Raw genomic sequence first — 1,598 nt, 5'->3', positions numbered from 1 at the left:
GTCCCGGAACGTGCCGACCACGACCCGGTCCCCGGTGTCGGGGTCCTCGACCCGGTTGAACGCGGCGGCCACCCACAGCCGGTGCCCGTCGCGGTGCACCACAGGCACGACGGTGTGCGCGCCGCTGCCCGGCCCGACCAGGTCGGTGAACACCTCCTCCACCCGCGCGTGCCCCTCCGGGTCGTCCTCGGCGGTGGGCCACCACGGGTACACCGGCCCGTACGGCAGCCCCTCGGGCCCGTAGCCGAGCACGGTGGTGAACGCGGCGTTGATCTCCACGACCGCGCCGGTCTCGTCGCAGACGAAGAACGCCTCCTGCAGCGAGTCCAGCAGCGCCGCCCGCCACCGGGCGTGGTGGTCGCGCAGCCTGGCCAGCTCGACGTTCGCGCGCACCCGCGCCAGCAGGTCGGCCGCCGCGAACGGCTTCACCAGGTAGTCGTCCGCGCCCGCCGCGAGCCCCTCGATGGACGCCTCCTGCCCGGCGCGGGCCGACAGCAGCACCACCGGGACGCCCGCCGTGCGCTGGTCGGCGCGCAGCGCGGCGACCAGGCCGAGGCCGTCGAGGCGCGGCATCATCACGTCGGTGACCACCAGGTCCGGCGTGCGGGCGCGCACCTCCTCCAGCGCGGCCCGCCCGTCCCCGACGGCCCGCACCCGGTAGCCCGCCGAGCGCAGCCGCCTGGTCAGGTACTCGCGCATGTCGGCGTTGTCGTCGGCGACCACGACCCGCGCGGGCAGCGCGGACTCGGGGGCGCGCAGCGGCGACTGGGACAGCGGGGCCGCGCCGGGGTCGTCGTGGACCGGGTCGTCGGCGGGGTCGCGGTCGTCGGGCAGCCAGCGCAGCGCCTCCTGCAGGTACGGCTCCGCCCCCGACGCGCGGGGCCCACCGCCCACCGCGACGACCGCGTCGGCGGGCAGGTGCGCGGTGCCCAGCGGCAGCCGGATGGTGAACGCCGTGCCACCGCCCGGCGCGCCCGCCGCGCCGATCTCGCCGCCGTGCAGCCCCACCAGCTCCCGCACCAGCGCCAGCCCGATGCCGCTGCCCTCCGCCGACCTGGCCCTGGTGTTCTCGATGCGGTGGAACCGCTCGAACAGCCGGGGCAGCTCGTCCACGGGCACCCCGACGCCGGTGTCGGCGACGGTCACCACCGCGTGGTCGCCCTCGCGGTGCACCTCGACGCGGATGCCCCCGCCGAAGGTGAACTTGAGCGCGTTGGACAGCAGGTTGAGCACGACGTTCTCCCACATGCCTCGGTCCAGGTGCACGGGGACGCCCAGCGGCGGGCAGTCCACGCGGAACTCCAGACCGGCCTTCTCCACGGCCGAGCGGAACGTGCTGGCCAGTTCGGCGGTGACCACCGCCAGGTCGACGGGTTCGTAGCGGGCCCGCATCCGCCCGGCCTCGATGCGGGAGAAGTCCAGCAGCGCGGTGACGAGCCTGCCCAGGCGCAGCGCGTTGCGGTGGACCACGTCCAGCTCGGCCCGCTCGCCGGGTCCGGCGCGCGCCCGCAGCTCCTGCAGCGGGCCGGTGATCAGGGTCAGCGGGGTGCGGAACTCGTGGCTGATGTTGGCGAAGAACGCGGTCTTGGCGCGGTCCA

General features: G+C 75.8%; 1 protein-coding gene. It reads right to left on the bottom strand.

Features of this window, described 5'->3' with window-relative positions; all coding sequences use genetic code 11:
* Nucleotides 1-1,598: ATP-binding protein (locus tag ACTUAL_RS06300; RefSeq protein WP_440899582.1), on the bottom strand; the 1,598-nt coding region annotated here is incomplete at both ends.

The sequence above is a fragment of the Actinosynnema sp. genome (genome assembly GCF_052038725.1).
The sequence above is the reverse complement of the archived record's forward strand: the minus strand, read 5'-3'. Positions and strand labels throughout refer to the sequence as shown.